This is a genomic window from Paenibacillus sp. J22P165, from assembly GCF_059692015.1.
The window spans coordinates 1-17,517 of sequence record NZ_JCAUAP010000020.1 but is presented as its reverse complement, the minus strand read 5'-3'; the positions used below and the strand labels follow the sequence as shown (position 1 = coordinate 17,517).

The window sequence follows — 17,517 nt, the reverse complement described above, 5'->3', positions numbered from 1 at the left end:
CATCCCCCGTAACCTGCTCGCCCCAACAAAAGAAAAACCTGAGGCCGCAGGCCCCAGATCCCTAACTTCAATAACTTAACGTCTCCACACCGCGTCGTTCCAACGAAGCTCATTCCGGAACTGAAATGGTGACGTGTTTTTATTGATAATAACAACTTCAATGCCAGCTAGCTCTGCCCAATCCACAAGCTGCTCTGTACTTACTGTGTATGAGAATACAGTATGATGAGCGCCACCAGCATAAATCCAAGCTTCTGCTGAATCGTTCAACGAAGGTTGTGGCTTCCACAATACGCGAGCTACAGGCAGCTTCGGCATTTCTTTTACAGGTTGAACCGCATCTACTTCGTTAATCAACAAACGGAAGCGGTTGCCCATATCGATGAGCGAAGCATTCAATGCTGAACCTGAAGCACCGTCAAAAACGAGACGAGCTGGATCCGCTTTGCCGCCGATACCCAGCGGGTGAACTTCAATTTTAGGACGAGTCGCTGCAATCGTCGGACAAATTTCAAGCATATGTGCGCCCAGCACAAGCTCATTGCCTGGCTCCATGTGATACGTATAGTCCTCCATGAAGGACGTCCCCTTGTTGTTCGCGATGATTTTCATTACACGCAGCAATGCCGCTGTTTTCCAATCACCTTCACCGCCAAATCCGTAACCTTGTTCCATCAACCGTTGAACCGCTAGTCCTGGCAATTGCATAAGACCGTGCAAATCCTCAAATGTTGTCGTAAACGCACCGAAGCCGCCTTCTTGCAAGAAACCTTTCATACCAAGCTCAATGCGCGCTTGTTCCCGAATCGCTTCACGAATAGGTCCTGCAGTTCGCCCTTCAGGCGTAATATCGTATAGCTCATTATATTCATCCATAAGTTGATCGACTTCAGCTTCTGAAATATCGCCCACTCGCTGAACCAGATCTCCCACACCGTACCCATTGATGGACCAGCCGAATTTAATTTGCGCTTCCACTTTATCGCCTTCCGTTACGGCAACATGACGCATATTGTCACCAAAACGAGCAACCTTCAAGCTGCGCCCTTCGATGAAGGCCACGGAAGTCCGCATCCAACCTGCTATACGTGCAAGAACTGCAGGATCTTCCCAGTAACCAACGACTACCTTCCGAGAAATGCCCATACGTGCCCCGATGAAACCATACTCACGGTCACCGTGCGCTGCTTGGTTTAAGTTCATGAAATCCATATCTATCGAATCCCATGGGATATCGCGATTGAATTGTGTGTGTAAATGAAGCAATGGCTTGCGGTATTCCGAAAGACCTGCAATCCACATTTTTGCTGGAGAGAACGTATGCATCCACGTGATAATACCCGCACAGGAATCATCGGCATTTGCATCTAGACACAGTCTACGAATCGCATCAGGTGTAGTTAATACTGGTTTGAATATGAGCTTGCTTGGAATGATTTCCGCACGATCAATACCTGCTGTGATCTGTTTGGAATGTTCATCTACTTGAAGCAGCGTTTCAGGTCCATACAAATGTTGACTTCCAGTAACAAACCAGAATACTTTTTCAGAAAAAGGGTTCATGAGTTAAGCCTCCTAGGATAATGGGATCCATAATTGCAAATTAGATTTCTAGCTAAAGTGAGAATTACTGACGTGCTTCCTCGCGAATCGAGCGAAGTCGTTTCATCACATCATTGTCACCGCGTCCAAAATAGTCATGCAACTTGCTATACTCTTGGTATAGCTTCTCGTATACAGCAACATTGTCAGCAATCGGCTTAAATGTTTCTTTACGAACACGAGCCATTTGCTTCGCGGCATCCACGATACTGTCATAACCGCCTTTGTCTGCACCCGCTGCCACTGCTCCAAACATCGCAGCTCCTAGGGCTGGTGTTTGTTTGGAATCGGCAATCTTAATTTCACGATTCGTAACATCCGCATAAATTTGCATCAAAAGACGATTCTTCTGCGGCAAACCACCACAAGCGTAAAGCTCCTCAACCTCAACCCCGTTGCTATGGAAGGCATCCACGATTTTTCGTGTTCCGAAAGCTGTTGCTTCCAATAATGTCCGATAAATCTCTTCTGGCTTCGTAAGCAATGAATACCCTAGAATAAGTCCATTTAACTCTGTATCTACAAGCACCGAACGGTTTCCATTCCACCAATCCAGAGCGAGCAAGCCTGTTTCGCCTGGTTTGTAAGCGGATGCACGACGTTCCAACCATTCATGTACATGAATGCCTTCTTCGGCAGCAGCTTTTTCTACATAGGCAGGAACACCTTGCTCTACATACCATGCGAAAATATCACCAACCGCTGATTGCCCTGCTTCATAGCCTAAGTAGCCTGGAATAATGCCATCTTCAACAACGCCGCACATGCCTTCGACTTCTTTCTCCTCCGTACCAAGTAACATGTGGCAAATCGATGTTCCCATCGCCATTACGAGCTTGCCAGGCGTAACAACGCCAACGCCAGGTACTGCTGCATGCGCATCTACGTTGCCAACAGCAATGGCTGTTCCTGCTGCTAGCCCCATCCGTTCGGCCATTGCAGCCGTCAATTCCCCAGCTTTTGTTCCTAAGGCAACAACACCACCGCGCAGCTTCGTTTCTGTGACATCTACAAGACGAGGATCTAGCGCTTTGAAGAAATCTTGACTCGGATACCCATCTTGTTTGTGCCAAATAGATTTATAACCAGCAGTACAGCTGTTGCGGACGATCTCTGATTGGCCAGTCATTTGTGAAACAACCCAGTCAGCCGCTTCTAAAAAACGATCGGTTTGATCATAAATGTCCGGTGCTTCATTCAAAATCTGCCAAACCTTGGCGATCATCCATTCAGATGAAATCTTGCCGCCGTAACGCGGTAGAAAGGCTTCCCCTCTGCTCGCAGCAATTTCATTAATTAATGTCGCTTCATCCTGCGCTGCATGATGCTTCCATAGCTTCACCCAGCTATGCGGGTTGGAAGAAAGCGTCGGTTGGAAGCACAGTGGTTGACCTTCTTTATCAATAGGAAGCATTGTACATGCTGTGAAATCAATCCCTAATCCGATAATGTCAGCCGGATCTACACCAGATGCACGTACAACTGCCGGAACCGATTGCGTAAGGACATCAATATAATCTTGAGGATGCTGCAAAGCCCAGTCATACTCTAACTTCACACCGGAAACAGGTAGTTTCTCATCAATAACATTGTGTGGATACGGCGTAACGTGATCGGCAACCTCAGTACCATCACTCAAATCAACCAGAACTGCGCGCCCTGACTCTGTACCATAATCAACACCAATCGCATATTTCTTCGACATCGGGGGCCTCCTTTAAAAGTGAACATGATTATTGGTTTCAGTATTTCACTTGTACGTACAAGTTGGCTGCCCTTATTTTCAGTTACTTTATGCGAATTGTGGAGTCTCTGACGATTAATTCAGGCTTGTACACTTTTCCCGTTTCACTGCCGCTAGCTCGTTTATTCTCGATCATATCAATTAGAATACCGGCTGCATCGCTGCCTAACTCCGTTTTCGGATGTGAAAGAGAGGTTAATTTCACCTCTGTAGCGGTAGCAAGATTAGAATCATCAAATCCCACTAGTGAGACGTCCTGCGGTACCTGCAAGCCAATTGTACGCACAGCTTCCAAAAGATGAATAGCAAGCTCATCATTATAGCAAACGAAGGCCGTTGCACGATCTTCTACCTCCATGCGTTCCAGCATAGCAATTGCGCTCATATATGGCTTTGTCCGCTTTTCTTCCGTCGTATAATGAATAACATACTCTGGCAATAATGGAATCTGATAGTGATGATGCGCACGAATAAAGCCTTTTAAGCGATTCACGCCTTGTAAGTCATCCGTTTTGAAAAAGCCAGCTAACCGTCGATGTCCAAGCTCAATCAGATGCTGTGCCGCCTTAAACCCGCCCTCTTCATCATCCACAATTAAAGAAGGACAGTTCATCTCCGGATATCGCTCATTTATCATGAGATAAGGAATATGCTGGTAGTCCAAAGACAAATAATAGCTGAGATTCGGATTGCCCTCCGCGCTCTTCGTGGGCTCAATAATAAGTCCACTCAGCGGCTGACTCATCATCATGTCTAAGCTTTCCCGCTCTTTCGCTTTGTCGTTATCCGTTGAAGAGAGCAGCAATCTATAGCCTCTTGCACGCAATGTCGCCTCTGCCCCCCGCACAATATGTGGGAAAATATAATCTGAGATGTAGGTCGTCAGAATGCCGATTGTTTGAACATCGCGCGATCTTTGAGATTGCGGGGCGGATACAAAGGTCCCTTTACCTTGCATTCGGTAGAGCCGTCCTTCTTTCTCTAACTCGCCAAATGTCTGCCTTACTGTCTGTCGACTCATTTGAAATTGTTCGGCAATTTCATTTTCCGATGGCATTTGATCATTGGGTTTGAGCCTTCCCGTATGTAACCAGGATAAAATTTCCTGTTTTAATTGTTGATATTTCGGTAATTGCTTTTCTTTCATGTTTCACCTCAAGGCTTCGATTGTGAACGTATTATACCATTCGCTCAACTTGTATGTACATATTTGTATGAACGACATTATCAAGAGAAATGGCTGTTATTCACCTATTTTACTCATCAGTAATTTGATTTTGCTATCTGTATCGGATCCAATAGACGGGGTGTATACACTGCATCTCAAATCCGTACGCCCTTGCACCTGCAAGGTTGTTAGGTCAAAAAGCATTTTCCCAACCTTGGCATGTCGAAATTCAATGAAAACTTCAGGTGCCGTGCTGACATCGCTCTCATTCCACAATGCACGAAAATCCTTGCTGCGTTCACTTATTTCCTCAATGAATTCGCTATACCAATTGTCCCCCACGTATTGTCCGTAATAGGAACGAAACATGGCCAAAAATCCTTTTGCAAAGTCGCTCCAATTGACCGCGAGTGCTTTCAGTTCTTTCCGTGTAAAAAGCAGCCAAATCATATTGCGCTCCCCCTCTGGGAGTTGAGCAAAATCAAGAAAAACAGCCGCTGCCGCTTGGTTCCAGCCAACAATATGGCATCTTCGATCGGATACAATCGTGGGACAATCATGAAGCTCAGTCAAAATCCGATTCAAAGCCGGACTTATCGTCGGTATATTATCTATAAAAGTTGTTGGCGCAGGTTGCTCTAGGGCTAGCATGAACAAATACTGACGCTCATCCTCATTGAGCTGCAATGCTAAGGCAATGCGATCTAAGACTTGTACGGACATCTTAATATCACGGCCTTGTTCTAACCAGGTGTACCAAGTTGTACTTACGCCAGCGATCGTTGCGACTTCTTCTCGACGTAATCCCGGCGTACGCCGCCTGCTTCCACCAAGCAACCCAACTTCTTGCGGCTGGATACGTGACCGATGTGCCATCAAGAAATTGGATAATTCCTGAAGCCTCTCTTTTGTGTTCATTGCCAAGTTTCCTCCTCAGCCTATTATCATAGAAGCCATTATACCAGTATAAACGGTAACTTGTAATAGGATACGCAGTATGACATTCTATGTAAAAAGGAGGACGACGCGATGAAACGTGTAGTTATTACAGGTATGGGAGTCATTACACCAATAGGAAATCAAGTGGATACGTTCTGGGGGAATTTGACGAAGGGGCAATCTGGCATTTCTAAAATAGAGCATTTCGACACATCCGATTACAAAACGAACTTTGCTGGCGTCGTTCATGATTTCGATGCCGAGGCAGCGGTAGGTCGGCGCGAGGTGCGCCGTATGGATCGGTACTGCCAGTTCGCCGTTGCGGCAGCTAAACAAGCAATTGACGATGCAGGACTTGTGATTGACGCTTCCAATGAGGAGCGCGTTGGCGTCTATATCGGTTCTGGCATTGGGGGTATTCAAACCATCTTGGACAACTATCGCACGTTGCTGTCCAGAGGGCCAAGCCGAGTCAGTCCAACCGTAGTTCCGATGATGATAGCTAATATGGCGGCAGCACAAGTTAGCATCTTATACGGTGCGAAAGGACCTTCCTTAGCGCCAGTTACTGCTTGTGCTACGGGCAATAACGCGATTGGCGAAGCGTTTAAGCTCATCCAGCGCGGAGGCGCAGATGCCGTGATTGCCGGCGGCGCTGAAGCGACGGTCACCGACCTCGCGCTCGCCGGCTTCGGCAATGCAACCGCGTTGTCGACGCGCGTTGACGCGCCGGAGCAGGCGAGTCGCCCGTTCGATGCGCAGCGCGACGGTTTCGTCGCCGCCGAAGGCGCCGGCGTGCTTGTGTTGGAGTCGCTCGAGCATGCGGAGCGACGTGGGGCTCGGATCCATGCCGAGATCGTCGGCTATGGATCCACCTCGGACGCCTACCACATCGTGGCGACCGATCCTGAAGGCTCGGGGGCTTACCGAGCCATGCGCGAAGCGCTGGTTGATGTGGGGATCGACGCATCGGAGATCAACACCATCAACGCACACGCGACAAGTACCATCGCGGGTGATCTCTCTGAGACGCTGGCGATTAAGCGTCTGCTTGGCCGCGGTGCTTACGATGTACCGATCAGCGCGAACAAATCGATGATCGGCCACATGCTAGGCGCCGCCGGTGGTGTCGAGGCCGTCGCCCTAATCAAAACCTTACAGGATGGCCTCATCCCCCCAACCATCAACTTGGACAATCCAGATCCACAGTGTGATTTGGATTACGTGCCCCATGTGGCGCGGCGTGCTGAGCTTCAGTATGGACTGTCGAGCTCATTTGGCTTCGGCGGGCATAATGCGGTGTTGATTTTGAAGAAGTTTGGGTGAACGTGGGAACAGCCCAGCGCATAACTTTTCCAAAAAGTAGAAAATGACAAATTTCAATTAATGTCAGTTGAAATTTGTCATCATGCTGTGCGAAGAAATGTTATAAACTTTCCGGAACTCCCTCACTTCTACAAATTAGAAAATGACAAATTTCAAATAATGTCATTTGAACTATGTCAGTTGGCTATCCGTAGAAACGTAATAGTTTCCGCCACAAGGAGATTAGGTTGCTCAGCACTCCATAATACAACAACAAACCGTGCGATGCACGGTTTGTTAGACTATTTTCGATGGATTATCATTGGATAATTGCTCAAGTAAGTTTCACTGCATAGATATGACGAATGATATCTCCACGACTAATGATGCCAACGAGAACTCCGTTGCTTTCAACCGGCACATTTCTTATCTGCTTATGAGCTAAGATCGCAGAGACTTTCGCGATATCTGTATCCGACTGCACTTTGATCACTTTACGTTTGGCAATTTTCATTATGTTCACATCTCGTAAATGATTACAACGAAGTTTAAAGGGTTCATTATTTTCATAAAAATGAGTCATATAAAAACCCGTATCAATTACTTTCAGTTTATGTTCGCCAATCCTTCTAAGAATATCCCCATCACTTACAAATCCAATAGTTTCATTGTAGTCGTTAACGATTGGCAAACCACTAAGTTGATATGTGAGTAACTTATTAATAGCATTTCCAATGCTATCACATGCTTTTAACTTATGAACAGGGTGAGTCATGATCTCAAATGCTACTGTTTGGATATTCTCATAGGTTACGAATCTATTTGAAAGAAGCATATCCGTCATCTACTTTAATCGTACTGCCGTTAATGCCGCTTGCTGCATCAGATGCAAGGAATAGCACCGTATCCGCGATTTGCTCTGGATTCAAAAATTCGCCGTGCATATGTTTTTGTGCGATCGGATCTTCCATACCTTGATCTTTTAAACCTTTAACAATATTCGTGTGGACAAATCCTGGAGCTACGCCAACAACTCGAATGTTGTATGGAGCTAGCTCTAGCGCTGCAACCTGGGACATCATAACAACGGCTGCCTTAGCGACGTTATACCCGAAAGCATTCTTCGTAGCAAGAAAACCCATAACGGATGCTGTGTTAATAATAGTACCTCCATGTCCAAGTTCTTGCATTTTCCGGCCTGCAGCTAAGATCCCATAATAAACGCCGTCTTGATTGATGCGAGTTACTTTATGATACATCTCAGGTGAGTGCTGTAAGAGCGGCGCGGCTGCTCCGATACCTGCATTGTTGAACATGACATCCAAACGTCCGTATGTCGCCACAGTAAAATTGACTAGCGCTTCTACTTGTTCAAAATCACCGACATCCGCTTTTTTAAAAGAAGCTTCTGCGCCGAATGCCTTGATCATTTCAACCGTTTCTTGGCCAGTTACTTCGTTGTAGTCTGCAACGACCACTTTAGCTCCTTCTCGAGCAAACTTTAGACATGTTTCTTTACCTATCCCGCTGCCACCGCCAGTAATAATGGCTACTTTATTTTCGAATCTCATTGTGTTACCTCCATTCAATTTATGCGCTATATGGATTCCACCTCATTAAGCCGTCATACCACCGTCGATGACCATCTCTGTACCTGTGATAAAGCTGGATTCGTCGGAAGCTAGAAACACAACCAAGTCAGCGACTTCTTCTGGCGTCCCTACTCTATTAAGTGGAATGCCTGCTGCCAATTGTGTGGTTGTAACCTGCTTCCCAGAAGCAACTGCATCACCCATTTGCGTTTGAATGACACCAGGATGAATGGAGTTGACGCGCACTTGGTGCGTTGCAACCTCTTTGGCCAAATCCTTTGACATGATGCGAACTGCGCCTTTGCTCGCCCCGTATAACGTTGTATCCGCACCGCCTTTAATGCCAGCAACCGAGGAAGTATTGATGATAGACCCACTTTTTCGCGCAGTCATCGTTGGCACTACGTGCTTCATGCCTAAAAACACTCCAATTACGTTAATACCTAATAAAGTTTGCCATTCTTCTACCGCGTAATCTGTCACCGGTTTCGTACTATAAATGCCAGCATTATTGAACAAAATATCAACAGTTCCGAATTTTTCAATCGTTGTGTTAACGACCACACTCCAATCCGCTTCCTTCTGGACATCGTGTTTGATGAAAATAACTTCACTCGAGAACGTTTTGAATTCCTCTAACGTCTGATTGCCAAGCTGTGCATTAATATCGGTAAAGACGACTTTTGCGCCTTGTTCTAAAAACTTTTTAACGGTTGCCTTACCAATTCCACTTGCCCCACCTGTCACGATCGCTGTTTTTCCTAGTAGTCTCATGATTCAGTTCTCCTTTTTGTAAACATGTAATACAACCAAAATATAAGAACTTGAGAGTCAAATATGCTCTTCAAAATTAGTATAACTTACGCCATTGAATAAATAAAATTAATGTTTTTTAGTTTAATATTAGTTATACTAATGTTAAAAAAGGGGTGAAATCATGAAACTAGAACAGATGCATTACATTATCGAAGTTGCAAAAACGAATTCACTTACAATGGCTGCCAACAATCTGAACGTTACACAATCAGCCGTGAGTCAATCCATTGCAAGTTTGGAATCAGAACTAGGTCTTCCGATTTTCATCCGTTCTCGGACGGGAGTCACGCCTACGAAAGAAGGCGTGAGCATCATTCAAACGGCGCTGGAAGTCGTAACCAAACTGCAGGAGATGAAGGAAAGAATACTGCGTTTATCCCAACTTATGCAAACTGAACTGCGTGTAGCGTCAATTCCAGGTGTGATGAGTTCGCTTGTTAGAACCGTGTCCAGCTTCAAACATGACTATCCGGATGTTTCTTTACGAATTATCGAAGAAACATCCGACACCACCATAAATGAAATTAGACAAAACAAAGTGGATCTAGGGTTAGTCGGGATGAAAGGAAATACAGAGAAAACCGATGGTTTGCTTTTTGAACCCATATGGGAAGGAAAGATTGTTGTAGGCGTTTGGAAGAGCTCTCCACTCGCTGCCAAGAAGAAAATTACGCCCGAGGACATGCTGAAATGTTCTTTTGCCTTGTACGACGAATTATATCTTCATGAATTTCTACACGATTTCGAAAAAAATCACGACTCGTTATCAACCTTATTTACGAGCAATAATCCAAATGCGATAGCTACAGCTTTAAAAGAAAACCTCGCAGCAACGCTTGGTTATGATTTTTCTTTTTTTGACAGCCCTTATGCTGTGAGTGGAAATTTGGTTATGCTCGAAATTGAAGGGGTACAGCAAACACCTATTCAATTAGGATGGCTGCGTTCACAAAAGGATAAAAACTCTCACGTATCCAACCTTTTTATTCAGCGATTTCTACAAACATTTCAATTAAAGCGGTGATTTCTACTTCTAGTTGGAACTAGCGTACAAGACAAAAAACCGCGCATCTCTATGCGCGGCATCGATTCTAGTTTTGTTTTGACTACTTCGCTACGGTTTCACGTGCTGCGTTCACTAGCAGATCAAACCACTCATCTTCCTCAAGGAGCTCTTCTACTGCCTCGATGTCCTCTTCTTTACCAGACTCACGCAAAAAGTGCAGCGCGTAGCTCCAATCATTTTTGCCTTTCGTGCTTTGAAGCGTGATTTCATAAGGGTGCTCGTGGCCCTCTACTTTAAACTCAACGTGCCCAAGGTAGCCATCTTCTTTGCTGTGTTCCATACTCGCTTTTAAAATTTCAATCATGTTCAACATCCTTTTCTATTGTTTGTAACCATGTCCAGATCGCGTTCATGGTGGTTTGTAAATTGGTTGCATTTTGCCATATGTAGGGATTGTGATCTCTAAAATAATCAGCATGACTCCCTATGATTGGAAGGATATGTTGGTGAATCGGTGCATGTTTTGCACGTTTCCAGCCGTGAATGCCAAGTCGTGTACGGCCCCAGCCTCCCCAAGTCCCTAGCCGAGCTATCGGATCTCGAGATTGATTTTGCGGATTAGTCGCATGTAGGTACAACACTTTGTGCTTGAATGCCGCTGGAATGGCAGACCTTGGAGATCCAATTTGGATCACCCCTAGGATATCATAACCAAGGCGATCAAGCTCATTTGCAGCTAAGATCGAAGCTACGGCGCCAGCGCTATGCCCGATGAATAGTAGCTTTTTCCCCTGTTCTTTTGTCGATAAGACGAACTGAAGCAAGCTTTTCCCACCATGAATCGATGACTTCCGATGGGCATTATGCCACATATCACGAATGATTTCCTGCAGTTGCCCCCGCTTCGGGCGATCCCAATCGCCATAAGGAAAGTGTACATAAACTCGCACACACTTGCCAGTTTGCTCATATCGCGAAGCAAGTTTAGCTGCAAAGTCGTCTAGAAAATTAGATGCCGTTGCAAATCCAGCTGAAACGTATATAACGATGTCTGCGATATCAGCGTGAATACTCATTTCTTGCTTCGTTCCTTTCTCGGAATCATGAGTTTATGTTCTAGGTTTGGCACGATTCGTCGGAATCGCTGCCATTGGATCATCAGGCCAATAGTGCTTGGGGTAACGGCCTTTGAGATCTTTTTTCACCTCGAAGTAGGCTTCACGCCAAAAGCTCGCCAAATCTTTCGTCACCTGCATCGGCCTTTGTGCCGGTGATAACAAGTGCAAGGTTACTGGCACTCTCCCTTTGGCAATTCGCGGGGTATCTGCTAATCCAAACATTTCTTGTAAACGTACTGATAACGTTGGAGACTCCATATTGCTATAGTCAACCGGGATTCGCGAACCACTCGGCACTTGAATGTGGGTAGGGGCCCACTCGTCTAACGAACGGCGCTGCTCCCATGTTAGCATTCCCTCTAATAGGCTTGTCAAGTTAAGTCGGCTTAAAGCACCTTTGCTTTTTATGCCAAATAGATGTGACCCCGCCCACTCCTCAAGGGTCGCTAGTAACGATTCATCGCGAAGATCGGGCCAATTTTCTGTAAAACGGTGTAAAAATATGCTGCGTTCCTGAAGCTGGCGTGCCGAACGTGTCCAAGGCAGTACTTCTAAGGATTCCGATCTTATTCCTTCAAGTAAGGCTTGTAGGACCAGATCTGGATTGGGCTCCTGAAGCGGTTTATCTTTGAGTGTGAGTGCTCCAAGCATCCACCGTTCTCTTGCTCGCACTGAACCAACGGAACTATCCCACTCTACAACCTGATCTTTGCGGATATGAGCTTCAAATGCGGTCAACAGCTGCTCCTCCTCCAGAGGGGCAGCGAGATAAATCCGGCTCTCCATGCCGCTATCGTCCAGCTCTGCTGCTACGATATACCGCTCATTTGAGAGCGGCTGCAGCTCCGGGAGCACGGCCCCGCGGCCATTCGCGAGCGTAAAGCGCCCCGCCGACCGTCGCTGCGCGACGCGGTCGGGGTAAGCGAAGGCGAGCAGCAATCCGCTCGCCGTTGCAGTGCTTACGCTCGGCCGGATGCCGAGCGACTGCATCAAGACCTTGGCCTCCGCCGCGATGCGGCGGCATAGGCCAAGGTCCACACCCTCGCGCGCGTCGCCTCGCAGCGCGCGCCAGAGCTCTTCGATGCGGCTGCGCACATCCGCATCCCGCTCAGCTGCGCGCATGAAATCGCGCTCGCTGAGCATGACCGCGAGCTCGCACGCCAGTGCGCCGAGCTCAAGCGGAATGGCTTGCAGCACCATGTGCGCAAGCCGGGGGTGCAAGCCTAACGCCGCGACACGCTTGCCGTGCGGCGTTAGGCTTCCGTTCTCGTGCAGCGCGTCTAGCTGCACGAGCAGTTCTCGCGCCTGCTGATACGCAGCAGCAGGCGGTGGGTCTAGCCAGACCAGCGCAGCGGGGTCTGGCGCGCCCCAGGCGGCAAGCTCCAGCGCCAGCGGAGCGAGATCTGCTTCGCGGATCTCGGGCGTAGGGCTCGGCGGGAGCTGCCGATGCTCGGTCTCGGTCCACAGGCGGTAACACACGCCTGGACCGAGACGCCCTGCCCGGCCTCTGCGCTGATCCGCAGAGGCTATCGATACCGGCACCGTCGTTAGACGGGTCATGCCGGTGCGGGGGGAGAAGCGCGGCACGCGCATGAGGCCGCTGTCGATCACAACCGTGATCCCTTCGACCGTTAAGCTGGTCTCCGCGATTGAGGTGGCAAGTACGACTTTGCGATGGCCCGGCGAACGAACGGCGGATAATGCTTGGTCTTGTGCTTCTATAGAAAGACTCGCATACAAGGGGGCTATTTCTACTTCTTGCCCTAAACGTAATGCGGCAAGTCCGTTCGCAACCCGATGAATTTCTGCTGCTCCTGGAAGAAAAACCAACACGCTTCCCGCATGCTCACGCAGTGCTTGCCCCACACTTGCTATAACTGCATTCTCCAGTCTCCCTGTAACTTTCTGTGAAAGATAGTGCGTCTCAACCGGAAAAGTCCGCCCTTCACTCTCGATAATAGGCGCATTATCTAATAATAATGAAATTTCTTTCGCTTCCAACGTTGCGGACATCAGCAATATTCTCAAATCCTCACGAAGCAGCATTTGTGATTGCCGAGATAAGGCAAGTCCGATGTCGGCATGCAAGCTTCGCTCATGAAACTCATCGAAGATAACAATACCCACCCCATCAAGGGCAGGATCTTGCTGCAGCATACGCGTTAGAACACCTTCTGTGATGACCTCGATGCGCGTTTTGGGGCCAACGCGTGTCTCATTCTTCACCCGATACCCCACTGTCTGGCCTATTTCCTCGCCTAACAGCTTTGACATATACCTTGCAGCGGCGCGGGCTGCCAGTCTTCTAGGCTCCAGCATGAGAATTTTTTGTCCCTGCAGCCACTCGGCCTCCAAAAGCGCTAAAGGAACTTGTGTCGTTTTGCCCGCACCAGGTTGAGCCACAACAATCGCACAAGTGCGTTCTGTTAATGTCGTTATTATTTGCGGAAGTACTGCGGTAATAGGTAACACATTCATGGGGTTCACTCCGAGCCTATCTTCTAATTAATACGATTGCATAATTATCCAATGATGGAAAGATCACGATTTGTTCAACTGTTTTCTGTTTGGAAACCTGTTCCTTCGCTTTTCAATCGTGTATACTAGAAGACAATCTAGTCACTAAAGGAGAAGTTTAACATGAATGTACATGAAGCGATTTCCAAACATTCGAATGCACAGCATCTGCATCTCGTGCGATTTGCTGAGCTAGATGCACAGCGAGAGCACGCCATTGATGCGGCTGTCGATTTGTGCAAACGCGGGCTGCCTTTTACCGTTGATTCGATCAACGCCATTACGGCCCAAATTATCGCCCATGCCCAAAAAGGTATTTCTCCACTCCGTTCCCTAGTTACTGAGGATATGGTCCGTGATTACGTAAACAAAGGGTAAGGAGATACATTTCCATGGGTGTACTAACTTTTATTTCAATGCTTATCATGGGTTCCGCCTTCAGTGCTGGATTCTTGCTCTTGTTTAAGCAAAAAATTGCATGGGGAATCACCTGCATTGGTCTCTCCATCGTGTGTTACATCGCATATGTTTACATTGCGAATTCTTATTTCGTTTAAAAAAGCTTCGCACGACAAGAACCGATCAGTTCATCTGATTCGGTTCTTTTTCATGCGCGCGTCCTTATTTCCACCCTTGTTCGTCCAGCTTCTGAAAAAGCAGTTCAAAATAGGCCGCAGGATGAGGAACAACGTCCTTTAGTGAAACGGGCAACTCTACATCTATGTACTCGCCGTTCATTCCCCTTTTATAACCACTTGATGCAATTTGTGCACGATCACCGCTAACCAGTTGTTTAAAATCAGATACAGTCACTACGAAGAGTCCGCTCACTTCATCTGGCTGCAAGACATAGTTTCTCAGCGGTTGATCGCAGCGATAGATGAATACATGACAAAACTCACGATCCATCAGCTTGTCCGAAATCAGGTCCTCCTCCGCAAACATACCACAGGGGATTAAATCTTCAAAAGCGACGGAGAGTCCTAACTCCTCCTCTAGCTCCCGAGTCCCCTCTTCAATGGTTTCACCTGCAGCAAGATGCCCTGCACAAGAAATATCCAATAAATCTGGGAATAGATCTTTGTCTGGGTGCCGTAACTGAAGCAGAAGCTTCGGTTCATTTTCTTCCAAGCTGACAATCCAGCATTGGAAAGTCTGATGCCATAGCCCCTTGGCATGAACCTCAGAGCGAGGCGCCACGCCAAGCCAATTCTTGTTCGCATCAAACACATCAAAAAGCTCTTCCGACTTCTTCATTACAAATCCCCACTCCAATCTGGTTGTCACGCATGTAAAAGGAGGCTTATCTCCGCGTTAATTTCGTAACTTTCATCGCGTAAAGATCATCCTCTAGCACGGCCATGCGATCTCTTACACCCTTAAGTGCATCCTCGATAGCTTGGTTATAAATCGGGGCCGCTAGCTGCTGAAGCATATAATCAATCAATTGCTCTGCGGCAATTTGACCTACTGTTACGCCTAATTCCACATCCAAATGCTCCTGCAAATCGCTGATAAGCGCATCTTTTTCATCCTTGGGCAGTTTTAGAACTTTCATAGGTTCGCACTCCTATTTTTCAAATAGTTGAAAATCGATCTCTTGGAAAGAGCTCACTTCTTTTAACCAGCGCTCAGCTACATATTGGGTATGTACAGGGTGAATATTATACGCGTCGTAAGCAGCTTGATTGGCAAAAACCATTGAAAACCCGTAATCATAATCCGCTTTCGGGCTTACTTGACGAAGTACTTCAAATTGTTCAACACCAGGTATGGTTGTCAGCTCATCCGCACTGCTTTTCAGGAATTGCTCTGCATTCTCGTTATTTTTACCAGCATGAAGCTTGAAAACCACCATATGTTTAATACTTGTCGCATTCATCTGTATCAACTCTCCTTTATTTTTCATCTTTGCTTATTATAACGGATTTTGGAGCTAGGAACTATACAGATGCCCGTCACTACCTTCCTATGGGTATGAAGGGAATAAAATCCTGTCGAGATGCGCACATTAGCGGAGTACTGTAAATTAGAAAAGAAGGAAGTGCTCCTATGGAAAACAAGAAACATGAAGGCAACTATACGGGAACAACGAATATGAATGCAGAGAATCAAGATATGGCTTTCGTCAATGATACGTTGGAAAATGCTCCAAGCACGAGTACAGTCAATCTGGCCAAAGACGATATTAGTGAGGAAAATGAAGAACATCAATTGAACCAAAAATAGGCGGCTTCATTCGTTAAGAGCAGTCATCTCGTTCCTTCTAGGAGCCGGTGGCTGCTCTATTTTCGTTTTTTCGACTTATTTACCTAGTGAATCGAACTTGGCATCTCCAATCGTGTGCGCTACTATAGATGAAGGAACATGGATTTGGGGAGGTCGTTACTTTGGAACAAGTAATCGTTATTGGTGCTGGTCCTTGCGGGTTATCAGCAGCCGTTGCCTTACAACGCGCAGGTTTGTCACCTTTACTTATAGAAAAAAGCTGCATCGTAAATGCCATCTATTTATATCCTACGTATTTGCAATTTTTCAGCACACCCGAGCTGCTCGAGATTGGCGGTTACTCTTTTACAACCCCACATGAGAAGCCCTACCGTCAAGAAGCGCTTGTTTACTATCGCGAAGTCGCTCGCCGAGAGCAGCTGCGCATTCGTTCTTATGAAGAAGCCGTTCAAATTGAACAAACTGACTCAGGCTTCAGGGTTCATACTTCTGATCAGTTTGGCAACAAAGCTGCCTACGATACGCATAAAGTTGTTGTCGCTACAGGCTATTTTGATCATCCAAACATGCTAGGCATTCCCGGAGAGGAACTCCCGAAAACGACTCACTATTATAAGGAAGCTCATCCTTATGCGGGAGCTAAAGTCGCGATTATTGGCGGCAACAATTCAGCTGTAGATGCAGCTATGGATTTACTTCGAGTTGGCGCAGACGTGACGGTTGTGTATCGTGGGAAAGATTTCTCAGCCAATATTAAACCATGGGTCCGTCCGTTATTTGAGAGTATGGTGAAAAAAGGACGCATCCACATGTGGTTTGATTCTCAGGTTGAACGTATTGATGAACATGCTGTGCTCGTGCGAAAAGGAAACGAACACGTCACCATGGAGAATGACTTCGTTCTTGCCCTCACCGGCTTTCGGCCGGATCGTCAGCTGCTCACGGATATCGGTGTTCAGTTTCACGAAGAAACGAATGCACCTTTGGTCAATCCTGACACCATGGAAACGAACATTCCCGGCTTATATGTTGCTGGTGTAGTCGCTTCTTCCAAATATGACGCGAACGAGATCTTCATTGAAACCGGCCGATTACACGGACTTTCCATTACCAAACATATCGTTTCCGATTCCATTACGGACCAGAACCATCAATCTTAGTGATTGGTGGTTTCTTTGTTTATTCAAGTGAGTAACTTCTTATTCGTGAGTGGATGATAAGCGCTGGGAGTTCCTTCGATGGTGGGAAAGATGCGAATATGCATCTTTTTTTCGCAAATAGGAGCTGCTATTTTGAATAACTGCGATTATGCAGGTATTTGTATCATTTGTATCTGAAATGGTTCACTTCTCGCCAAATTCCTGCACTTTCGGCTCGGCCCCCTTAATCCGGAGTCTTAGCCTACAGTAATTACTCATTCTTAAAAATGCTCATTATTTCGAGCGTTTACATTGAATTATGAAATGCTGAAGAGTCTTTAA

The 17,517-nt window shown here is 46.6% G+C and carries 18 protein-coding genes; 5 read left to right on the top strand and 13 right to left on the bottom strand.

Features of this window, described 5'->3' with window-relative positions:
- Window positions 1-75 precede the first annotated feature (75 nt).
- The 4 genes from araA to AC58QM_RS32420 all read right to left on the bottom strand — a co-directional run bounded on the left by araA (window position 76) and on the right by AC58QM_RS32420 (window position 5,432).
- Complete coding sequence (gene araA / locus AC58QM_RS32435; RefSeq protein WP_497288883.1) at window positions 76-1,563, bottom strand: L-arabinose isomerase; 1,488 nt, start codon at window positions 1,561-1,563, stop codon at window positions 76-78.
- Window positions 1,564-1,627: 64 nt separating this feature from the next.
- Window positions 1,628-3,307 carry a ribulokinase gene (locus AC58QM_RS32430; RefSeq protein ID WP_497288882.1) on the bottom strand — a complete coding sequence of 560 codons (1,680 nt, stop codon included), beginning with the start codon at window positions 3,305-3,307 and terminating at the stop codon, window positions 1,628-1,630.
- 82 nt (window positions 3,308-3,389) lie between these two features.
- Window positions 3,390-4,493 carry a GntR family transcriptional regulator gene (locus AC58QM_RS32425; RefSeq protein ID WP_497288881.1) on the bottom strand — a complete coding sequence of 368 codons (1,104 nt, stop codon included), beginning with the start codon at window positions 4,491-4,493 and terminating at the stop codon, window positions 3,390-3,392.
- A 96-nt stretch (window positions 4,494-4,589) separates the two neighbouring features.
- The gene (locus AC58QM_RS32420) at window positions 4,590-5,432 is read right to left on the bottom strand and encodes a helix-turn-helix transcriptional regulator (RefSeq protein WP_497288880.1); all 843 of its coding nucleotides are present in this window, start codon (window positions 5,430-5,432) and stop codon (window positions 4,590-4,592) included.
- A gap of 111 nt (window positions 5,433-5,543) precedes the next feature.
- Here AC58QM_RS32420 and fabF point away from each other — a divergent pair, with 111 nt between their 5' ends.
- Window positions 5,544-6,779, top strand: coding sequence for a beta-ketoacyl-ACP synthase II (gene fabF / locus AC58QM_RS32415; RefSeq protein ID WP_497288879.1), 1,236 nt, complete (start codon window positions 5,544-5,546; stop codon window positions 6,777-6,779).
- A gap of 313 nt (window positions 6,780-7,092) precedes the next feature.
- Here the strand turns inward: fabF and AC58QM_RS32410 are convergent, their stop codons facing one another.
- Genes AC58QM_RS32410 through AC58QM_RS32400 form a run of 3 tightly spaced genes read right to left on the bottom strand, consistent with a single transcriptional unit; the run spans window position 7,093 to window position 9,124 of the window.
- Window positions 7,093-7,602 carry a CBS domain-containing protein gene (locus AC58QM_RS32410; protein WP_497288878.1) on the bottom strand — a complete coding sequence of 170 codons (510 nt, stop codon included), beginning with the start codon at window positions 7,600-7,602 and terminating at the stop codon, window positions 7,093-7,095.
- Window positions 7,577-8,329, bottom strand: coding sequence for an SDR family NAD(P)-dependent oxidoreductase (locus tag AC58QM_RS32405; RefSeq protein WP_497288877.1), 753 nt, complete (start codon window positions 8,327-8,329; stop codon window positions 7,577-7,579). Before AC58QM_RS32405 ends, AC58QM_RS32410 begins: the two co-directional genes overlap by 26 nt.
- Before the next feature lie 45 nt (window positions 8,330-8,374).
- Complete coding sequence (locus AC58QM_RS32400; protein WP_497288876.1) at window positions 8,375-9,124, bottom strand: SDR family NAD(P)-dependent oxidoreductase; 750 nt, start codon at window positions 9,122-9,124, stop codon at window positions 8,375-8,377.
- A gap of 163 nt (window positions 9,125-9,287) precedes the next feature.
- On the opposite strand from AC58QM_RS32400, the gene AC58QM_RS32395 reads away from it, so the two are divergent.
- Window positions 9,288-10,190: a LysR family transcriptional regulator gene (locus tag AC58QM_RS32395; RefSeq protein ID WP_497288875.1), complete on the top strand. Its 903-nt coding sequence runs from the start codon at window positions 9,288-9,290 to the stop codon at window positions 10,188-10,190.
- Between the two features lie 82 nt (window positions 10,191-10,272).
- Here the strand turns inward: AC58QM_RS32395 and AC58QM_RS32390 are convergent, their stop codons facing one another.
- The 3 genes from AC58QM_RS32390 to hrpB are packed head-to-tail and all read right to left on the bottom strand — an operon-like array spanning window position 10,273 to window position 13,768.
- Window positions 10,273-10,536 (bottom strand): hypothetical protein, encoded by a 264-nt coding sequence (locus tag AC58QM_RS32390; RefSeq protein ID WP_497288874.1) that lies wholly within the window; start codon window positions 10,534-10,536, stop codon window positions 10,273-10,275.
- Entirely contained in the window at window positions 10,529-11,248 is a 720-nt protein-coding gene (locus tag AC58QM_RS32385) for a vWA domain-containing protein (RefSeq protein ID WP_497288873.1), read from the bottom strand. Before AC58QM_RS32385 ends, AC58QM_RS32390 begins: the two co-directional genes overlap by 8 nt.
- A 33-nt stretch (window positions 11,249-11,281) precedes the next feature.
- Window positions 11,282-13,768 (bottom strand): ATP-dependent helicase HrpB, encoded by a 2,487-nt coding sequence (gene hrpB / locus AC58QM_RS32380; RefSeq protein WP_497288872.1) that lies wholly within the window; start codon window positions 13,766-13,768, stop codon window positions 11,282-11,284.
- A gap of 162 nt (window positions 13,769-13,930) precedes the next feature.
- On the opposite strand from hrpB, the gene AC58QM_RS32375 reads away from it, so the two are divergent.
- Window positions 13,931-14,185, top strand: coding sequence for a YpbS family protein (locus AC58QM_RS32375; protein WP_497288871.1), 255 nt, complete (start codon window positions 13,931-13,933; stop codon window positions 14,183-14,185).
- 243 nt (window positions 14,186-14,428) lie between these two features.
- Here the strand turns inward: AC58QM_RS32375 and AC58QM_RS32370 are convergent, their stop codons facing one another.
- The 3 genes from AC58QM_RS32370 to AC58QM_RS32360 are packed head-to-tail and all read right to left on the bottom strand — an operon-like array spanning window position 14,429 to window position 15,689.
- A complete protein-coding gene (locus AC58QM_RS32370; RefSeq protein ID WP_497288870.1) occupies window positions 14,429-15,064 on the bottom strand; it encodes an NUDIX hydrolase in 636 nt (211 codons plus the stop codon).
- A gap of 46 nt (window positions 15,065-15,110) precedes the next feature.
- Complete coding sequence (locus tag AC58QM_RS32365; protein ID WP_497288869.1) at window positions 15,111-15,365, bottom strand: DUF2164 domain-containing protein; 255 nt, start codon at window positions 15,363-15,365, stop codon at window positions 15,111-15,113.
- A 12-nt stretch (window positions 15,366-15,377) separates the two neighbouring features.
- On the bottom strand, window positions 15,378-15,689 hold the full coding sequence (locus tag AC58QM_RS32360; RefSeq protein ID WP_497288868.1) for a Dabb family protein: 312 nt from the start codon (window positions 15,687-15,689) through the stop codon (window positions 15,378-15,380).
- A gap of 170 nt (window positions 15,690-15,859) precedes the next feature.
- Here AC58QM_RS32360 and AC58QM_RS32355 point away from each other — a divergent pair, with 170 nt between their 5' ends.
- Together AC58QM_RS32355 and AC58QM_RS32350 are read left to right on the top strand one after the other, a co-directional pair.
- The gene (locus AC58QM_RS32355) at window positions 15,860-16,036 is read left to right on the top strand and encodes a hypothetical protein (RefSeq protein WP_497288867.1); all 177 of its coding nucleotides are present in this window, start codon (window positions 15,860-15,862) and stop codon (window positions 16,034-16,036) included.
- Between the two features lie 161 nt (window positions 16,037-16,197).
- Window positions 16,198-17,196 (top strand): YpdA family putative bacillithiol disulfide reductase, encoded by a 999-nt coding sequence (locus tag AC58QM_RS32350; RefSeq protein ID WP_497288866.1) that lies wholly within the window; start codon window positions 16,198-16,200, stop codon window positions 17,194-17,196.
- The last annotated feature ends 321 nt before the right edge of the window (window positions 17,197-17,517 follow it).

What these genes read in the sequence shown, in the direction of transcription:
- fabF (WP_497288879.1), top strand. Translation starts at nt 5,544, where the DNA reads ATGAAACGTGTAGTTATTACAGGTATGGGAGTCATTACACCAATAGGA.
- AC58QM_RS32355 (WP_497288867.1), top strand. Translation starts at nt 15,860, where the DNA reads ATGGAAAACAAGAAACATGAAGGCAACTATACGGGAACAACGAATATG.
- AC58QM_RS32360 (WP_497288868.1), bottom strand. Translation starts at nt 15,689, where the DNA reads ATGAATGCGACAAGTATTAAACATATGGTGGTTTTCAAGCTTCATGCT.
- AC58QM_RS32430 (WP_497288882.1), bottom strand. Translation starts at nt 3,307, where the DNA reads ATGTCGAAGAAATATGCGATTGGTGTTGATTATGGTACAGAGTCAGGG.
- AC58QM_RS32425 (WP_497288881.1), bottom strand. Translation starts at nt 4,493, where the DNA reads ATGAAAGAAAAGCAATTACCGAAATATCAACAATTAAAACAGGAAATT.
- AC58QM_RS32390 (WP_497288874.1), bottom strand. Translation starts at nt 10,536, where the DNA reads ATGATTGAAATTTTAAAAGCGAGTATGGAACACAGCAAAGAAGATGGC.
- AC58QM_RS32395 (WP_497288875.1), top strand. Translation starts at nt 9,288, where the DNA reads ATGAAACTAGAACAGATGCATTACATTATCGAAGTTGCAAAAACGAAT.
- AC58QM_RS32375 (WP_497288871.1), top strand. Translation starts at nt 13,931, where the DNA reads ATGAATGTACATGAAGCGATTTCCAAACATTCGAATGCACAGCATCTG.
- AC58QM_RS32385 (WP_497288873.1), bottom strand. Translation starts at nt 11,248, where the DNA reads ATGAGTATTCACGCTGATATCGCAGACATCGTTATATACGTTTCAGCT.
- AC58QM_RS32405 (WP_497288877.1), bottom strand. Translation starts at nt 8,329, where the DNA reads ATGAGATTCGAAAATAAAGTAGCCATTATTACTGGCGGTGGCAGCGGG.
- AC58QM_RS32420 (WP_497288880.1), bottom strand. Translation starts at nt 5,432, where the DNA reads ATGAACACAAAAGAGAGGCTTCAGGAATTATCCAATTTCTTGATGGCA.
- araA (WP_497288883.1), bottom strand. Translation starts at nt 1,563, where the DNA reads ATGAACCCTTTTTCTGAAAAAGTATTCTGGTTTGTTACTGGAAGTCAA.
- AC58QM_RS32365 (WP_497288869.1), bottom strand. Translation starts at nt 15,365, where the DNA reads ATGAAAGTTCTAAAACTGCCCAAGGATGAAAAAGATGCGCTTATCAGC.
- AC58QM_RS32370 (WP_497288870.1), bottom strand. Translation starts at nt 15,064, where the DNA reads ATGAAGAAGTCGGAAGAGCTTTTTGATGTGTTTGATGCGAACAAGAAT.
- hrpB (WP_497288872.1), bottom strand. Translation starts at nt 13,768, where the DNA reads ATGAATGTGTTACCTATTACCGCAGTACTTCCGCAAATAATAACGACA.
- AC58QM_RS32400 (WP_497288876.1), bottom strand. Translation starts at nt 9,124, where the DNA reads ATGAGACTACTAGGAAAAACAGCGATCGTGACAGGTGGGGCAAGTGGA.
- AC58QM_RS32410 (WP_497288878.1), bottom strand. Translation starts at nt 7,602, where the DNA reads ATGACGGATATGCTTCTTTCAAATAGATTCGTAACCTATGAGAATATC.